The following is a 6,000-nucleotide window of genomic DNA, read 5'->3' on the forward strand; positions in this document are numbered from 1 at the left end:
GGGCCGGCATAGCGGCCGCGTCCGCTCAGTCCTGCGCGCGGGCGACCTGCGGCAGCAGGTCCTCGGCCGGCGGGGTCCAGTCGGCCGGGTCCGCGGCGTGCTGCTCGCCGGAGCGGATGTCCTTCACCTCGTGGACCCGCGCGCCGGCGTCGTCCCGACCCATGAACCAGACGAACGGGATGCCGCGGCGGTCCGCATACTTGATCTGCTTGCCGAACTTCTCCGCGGACACCGCGACCTCCGCGGGGATGCCGCGCTCCCGCAGCAGGGCCGCGACGTCCTGGGCCTCGGACCAGTCCTCGTCCGCCGTCAGCGCCACGTACACCGCGGTCGGCACGGAGCGGGAGGCCACGGCCATCTGCTGGGACAGCATGCGCATCACCAGCCGCGTCACGCCGATGGACAGTCCGACACCGGGGAACACGCGGTTCCCCTTGGACGCGAGCGCGTCGTAGCGGCCGCCCGAGCAGATCGAGCCGAGCTGCTCGTGGCCCACCAGGACGGTCTCGTAGACGGTGCCCGTGTAGTAGTCCAGGCCGCGCGCGATGGACAGGTCCGCCACGGCGCGCCCGGGGGCGCGGCGGTGCAGGGTGGCGACGACGTCGGCCAGCTCGGTCAGCCCCTCCTCGAGCAGCTCGTGGGTCACCCCCAGGGCGCGGACCCGCTCGACGAACGAGGTGTCCGACGTGCGGATGTCCGCCAGGGCCAGCGCCTGCGCAGCCTGCTCGGGGCTCGCGCCGACCTCCTCCTGGAGCAGCCGCGCGACCTCCTCCGGGCCGACCTTCTCCAGCTTGTCGATGCTGCGCAGCACGCCGGCGGTGTCCTCCAGGCCGATGCCCCGGTAGAAGCCCTCGGCGAGCTTGCGGTTGTTCACGCGGATGAGGAAGTCGCCGATCGGCAGGGCGCCGAGCGCCTCGGCCATCACCAGTGCGACGTCGGCGTCGTACCGGGGCGAGAGGGCGCCGTCGCCGACGACGTCGATGTCCGCCTGGGTGAACTCGCGGGCGCGGCCCTCCTGAGGGCGCTCCCCGCGCCAGACCTTCTGCATCTGGTAGCGACGGAAGGGGAAGGCGAGGTGGCCGGCGTTCTCCACGACGTAGCGGGCGAACGGCACGGTGAGGTCGAAGTGCAGGGCCAGGCGCTTGGGGTCGGCCGGGTCCTTGGGATCGCGCAGGCCCGCGGCGACCTCCTCGTCCTCGGCCAGGCGCGAGACCGCGTAGACCTCCTTGTCCACCTCGCCCTTGCGCAGCAGCTGGCCCAGGGTCTCCACGGCACGGGTCTCGATGCCGGCGAACCCGTGCAGCTCGAAGGTCCGCCGCAGCGTGTCGAGCACGTGCTGCTCCACGAGCCGCTCGGCGGGCAGCCACTCGTGGAAACCGGACAGGGAGGCCTTGCGGGACATGGCGATCCTTCGAGACGACGACGGCGGGGACGCGCGACGGTCCCCCGCCGGCGCACCGGCCCATTCTAGGCGCGGGCGCTGTCCGGCCCGGTACGCTGGCCCTGTTCGTGTCCATCCCGACCGGCCGCATCCCTCGACGACTGCGTGCCGGCGCAGTCAGGGAGAGTTCCAGCGGTGACCAATCACATGCAGCCCGACGACCAGCAGTCCCCCGCCACCGAGTCCACCCCCGCGTCGGCCGAGGCCGCCGATACGACCGTGCCCGCCGAGGCCCGGCCCGTCCCCGAGATCGTCCCCGACGCCCCGGCGCACGGTGATTCCTCCCAGCCGGCCCCGACCGTGCCGCCCACCCCGGTGGAGGAGGCCGCCAGGTTCGCCCGGGTGAGCGAGGACGGCCACGTCACGCTGCTGGACGGGCAGGAGGAGCACGCGGTCGGCCAGGTGCCGGACGCGAGCACCGAGGACGCGCTGGCGTACTTCGTGCGCAAGTACGACGACGTGCGCGCCCAGATGGCCCTGTTCGAGCAGCGCATCGCCGCCGGCGCCCCCTCGGGTGAGCTGGGCCGGGCGCTGGGTCAGATGACGACCGCGGTGAACGAGCGCCACATGGTCGGCGACATGGACGCCCTCCGCACCCGCCTGGCGGCCCTGGAGACCCTCCTGGGCGACTACCGCGCCGCGGAACAGGAGGCCCGGCAGGCCGCCCAGGCCGAGCAGCTGGCCACCCGCGAGGCCATCGTCGCCGAGGCCGAGACCTTCGCCCAGACCCCGGCCGAGCGGATGCCCTGGAAGACCGCGTCCAAGCGCATGACGGAGCTGTTCGAGGAGTGGAAGGCCGCCCAGAAGGCCGGTCCGCGTCTGGCCAAGTCGGTCGAGGACGACCTGTGGAAGCGCTTCCGCGGCGCCCGCACCGCGTTCGACAAGACCCGCCGCGCCCACTTCTCCCGGCTGGACGCCGCCTCGGCCGAGGCCAAGCAGGTCAAGGAGCGTCTCATCGCCCGTGCCGAGGAGCTGTCCACCTCCACCGACTGGGGCGTGACCGCCGGCAAGTACCGCGACCTGATGGACGAGTGGAAGCGCGCCCCCCGGGCCTCCCGCAAGGAGGACGACGCCCTCTGGGCCCGCTTCCGCGCCGCCCAGGACGTCTTCTTCGCCGCCCGCAAGGCCGCGAACCAGGAGATCGACCGCGAGTACGGGGCCAACCTGAAGGTGAAGGAGCAGATCCTCGCCGACGGCCAGAAGCTGCTCCCGTTCACGGACGTCAAGGCCGGACGGCGCGCGCTCAACGAGCTGCGCGGGCGGTGGGAGGATGCCGGCCGCGTGCCCCGCGGGGACGTCCGCCGGATGGAGGAGGGCTTCCGCAAGCTCGAGGACGCCCTCAAGCAGGCGGAGAACGAGCACTGGCGCCGCACCGACCCGGAGACCAAGGCCCGCACGAACTCCGCCCTCACGCAGCTCGAGGAGACCATCGCGGGGCTCGAGGCGGATCTCGCCCGGGCCCAGGCCCGGGGCGACCAGCGCGCCGTCAAGAAGGCCCAGGAGGCGCTCGACGCGCGCCTGCAGTGGAAGCAGGCCCTCGAGGCCTCGGCCTCCGAGCTCCGCTGAGCCCCACCCGTCTCGAGCACGCCCCCGCGGCCCGCCTGTCCACAGGCGGCCGCGGGGGCGTCCCCGTCTCTGGCAGGATCCGGGCATGACGACCGTGACGATCGAGGAGACCGCCCCGACCGGGGCACTCGTGCTGGCGGGCGACCCCTTCACGGAGCCGGAGCTGCAGGCGCTCGGCGCGCGGGGCGCCGTGCGGCCGCTGCTGCCCGGGGTGTGGGCGCGGCCGGACGCCGCGGACGATCCCGCGGTCCGGGCCGCTGCCCTGTGGACCCTCGGCGGCCCGCTCCTGGCCGCCGGCTGGACCGCGATCGGCCCGTCGGCGGCCTGGATCCTGGCCGGCGGCGCGGCGCCCGGGCGGCTGCACGCGGCCGTGCCGCACTTCCACCGGCGCCCCGCCGGCGGGGGCCTGCTGCCCTGGACGCTCACGCAGTCGGACGTCGCGGCCGATGCCACGGGCGTCGCCCCCGCCGAGCACGACGTGCTCCGCTTCGGCCCCGTGCGGGTCACGACGCCCGCCCGGACAGTCGAAGACCTGCTGCTCAGCGCCGACCCGGATGCGGCGCGGCGCGCGGCCGCCGTGATCGGCGCCCACGGCGCCGCCGGGCTGCGGGAGCGGCTGGCCCGCCGGACCCGCCGTGCCGGCGTCGTGGCGGCCCGGCGCCGGCTGGGCGCGCTGCTGGCGGCGCTGGACGTCCCCGACTGAGGCCGGGAGGCTCAGGTGCGGTGCACGTCGAAGACGCCGTCGATGCGGCGCACCGCGTCGATCACGTGGCCGAGGAACCGGGGGTCGCCCATCTCGAAGACGAACCGGCTCATCGCCACGCGGTCGCGGGTGGTGTTCACGGAGGCCGAGAGGATGTTCACGTGGTTCTCGGAGAGGACCCGGGTGACGTCGGAGAGCAGCGACTTGCGGTCCAGCGCCTCGATCTGGATCTCCACCAGGTAGACGGTGTCCCGCGACGGCGCCCAGCTGACCGGGGTGCGGCGCTCCGGCTCCTGCGCGAGCAGGGTCGCCAGGTTGGGACAGTCGACCCGGTGCACGGAGACCCCGGAGCCGCGGGTGACGAACCCGTCGATGGCGTCCGGCGGCACCGGGTTGCAGCACCGTGCCAGCTTGGCCATGACGCCGCCGTCGCCGTCCACGAGCACGCCGGCGTCGTTGGTGGCCCGCGCGGGGGCGCGCCGCGACTGGGCCGGGACCAGCTCCTGCAGGTCCACCTCGCCGACGGTCAGCTCGCCCTCCGGCTCGGCCTGCGTCGACGTCGGCGGAGCGAGGCGCTCCGCGACGCGTTCCTGCACGGACTGGGCGGACACGTGGCCGTCGCCGAGGGCCACGAACAGCCCGTCGAGGTCCGCGTAGCCGAGATCCGTGGCCACCTGCACCAGCTCCTCGCCGCCGAGCACCTGCTGCACGGCCATGCCGGCCTTGCGCAGCTGACGGGTCAGCGACTCGCGTCCCCGGTCGGCCTGCTCGTCGCGGCGCTGCGTGGCGAAGTGGTGACGGATCTTGGACCGGGCCCGCGGCGAGACCACGAAGCCCAGCCAATCCCGGCTCGGCCCCGCGTCCTCGGCGCGCGAGGTGAAGACCTCCACGGTGTCGCCGTGGCTGAGCGGCGTGGACAGCGGGACGAGCTTGTCGTTGACCCGGGCGCCGATGGTGCGGTGGCCGACGTCGGTGTGGATGGCGTAGGCGAAGTCCACGGGCGTGGAGCCGGCCGGCAGGGTGCGGATCTCCCCCTTCGGCGTGAAGACGTACACCTCGTCCGCCCCGATCTGGGTGCGCAGCGAGGCGAGGAACTCGTCCGGGTCCCGGGTGTCCGCCTGCCAGTCCATCACCGAGCGCAGCCAGGCCGGCGTGGCCTGCACCGGCGCCTGGCCGGCGACCTGGGCCTTGTACCGCCAGTGCGCGGCGACGCCGTACTCGGCCTGGCGGTGCATCTCCTGCGTGCGGATCTGGATCTCCACCGGCTTGCCGCCCGGCACCATCACCGTGGTGTGCAGGGAGCGGTACATGTTGAGCTTCGGGACCGCGATGTAGTCCTTGAACCGGCCCGGGACCGGGTTCCAGCGCGCGTGGATGACGCCGAGCACGGCGTAGCAGTCACGCACGGAGTCCACGAGCACCCGGATGCCCGTGAGGTCGTGGATGTCGTCGAAGTCCTTCCCGCGCGTCACCATCTTCTGGTAGATCGAGTAGTAGTGCTTCGGCCGTCCGGTGACGGTCGCCCGGATCCGGTGCTCGCGCAGGTGCTCCTCGATCACGGTGCGCAGCGCCGCGATGTGCTTCTCCCGCTCCGGGTTGCGCTCCCCCACGAGGCGCACGATCTCCGCGTACATCTTGGGCTTGAGGGCGGCGAAGGAGAGGTCCTCGAGCTCCCACTTGACGGTGTTCATGCCGAGCCGGTGGGCCAGCGGGGCGTAGATGTCCAAGGTCTCCTGGGCCTTGCGGGCGCTGGACTCCGGGGAGACGTACCGCCACGTCCGCGCGTTGTGCAGCCGGTCGGCGAGCTTGATGAGCAGGACGTTCACGTCCTGGGCCATCGCGATGACCATCTTGCGCACGGTCTCGGCCTGCGCCGCGGCGCCGTAGGTCACCTTGTCCAGCTTGGTCACGCCGTCCACGAGGAGGGCGACCTCGGAGCCGAAGTCGGCGCGGAGGCGCTCCAGGGAGTAGTCCGTGTCCTCGACGGTGTCGTGCAGCAGGGCCGCCAGGAGCGTCGGGCCCGTCACGCCGATCTCGGCGAGGATCGTGGCGACCGCGACGGGGTGGGTGATGTACGGGTCCCCGGAGCGCCGCATCTGCCCCTCGTGTGCCGCGCGGGCGACCTCGAAGGCGCGGACGATCTCGGCCAGCTCGGTCTTGGTGGCTCGCTGCCGCACGGTGCGCATCAGCGGCTCGAGCAGGGGCGAGTACTCGGTGGCGTGCCGGCCGGTCAGGCGTGCGATCCGGCTGCGGGGCCGGACCGGGGCGGGACGGGCCGGCCCCGCAGCCG

At 73.6% G+C, this 6,000-nt stretch carries 4 protein-coding genes; 2 read left to right on the forward strand and 2 right to left on the reverse strand.

Going from position 1 to position 6,000, the window contains the following annotated elements; all coding sequences use genetic code 11:
- Positions 1-25: 25 nt before the first annotated feature.
- The gene (gene hisS / locus J1M37_RS08070) at positions 26-1,402 is read right to left on the reverse strand and encodes a histidine--tRNA ligase (protein ID WP_036313678.1); all 1,377 of its coding nucleotides are present in this window, start codon (positions 1,400-1,402) and stop codon (positions 26-28) included.
- Positions 1,403-1,576: 174 nt separating this feature from the next.
- On the opposite strand from hisS, the gene J1M37_RS08075 reads away from it, so the two are divergent.
- Both J1M37_RS08075 and J1M37_RS08080 read left to right on the forward strand, forming a co-directional pair.
- Positions 1,577-3,007, forward strand: a complete 1,431-nt coding sequence (locus tag J1M37_RS08075) for a DUF349 domain-containing protein (protein WP_206452426.1) — start codon at positions 1,577-1,579, stop codon at positions 3,005-3,007.
- 85 nt (positions 3,008-3,092) lie between these two features.
- Entirely contained in the window at positions 3,093-3,710 is a 618-nt protein-coding gene (locus J1M37_RS08080; protein ID WP_036380977.1) for a hypothetical protein, read from the forward strand.
- 11 nt (positions 3,711-3,721) lie between these two features.
- Here J1M37_RS08080 and J1M37_RS08085 read toward each other — a convergent pair whose 3' ends face one another.
- A complete protein-coding gene (locus J1M37_RS08085; RefSeq protein WP_230956202.1) occupies positions 3,722-5,953 on the reverse strand; it encodes a RelA/SpoT family protein in 2,232 nt (743 codons plus the stop codon).
- Between the last annotated feature and the right edge of the window lie 47 nt (positions 5,954-6,000).

The organism is Micrococcus sp. KRD012, assembly GCF_017168555.1.
In the GTDB taxonomy this organism is placed as follows: domain Bacteria; phylum Actinomycetota; class Actinomycetes; order Actinomycetales; family Micrococcaceae; genus Micrococcus; species Micrococcus luteus.

Excerpts from the sequence above, each read along its gene's own strand:
- J1M37_RS08080 (WP_036380977.1), top strand. The coding sequence starts at position 3,093 with ATGACGACCGTGACGATCGAGGAGACCGCCCCGACCGGGGCACTCGTG.
- hisS (WP_036313678.1), bottom strand. The coding sequence starts at position 1,402 with ATGTCCCGCAAGGCCTCCCTGTCCGGTTTCCACGAGTGGCTGCCCGCC.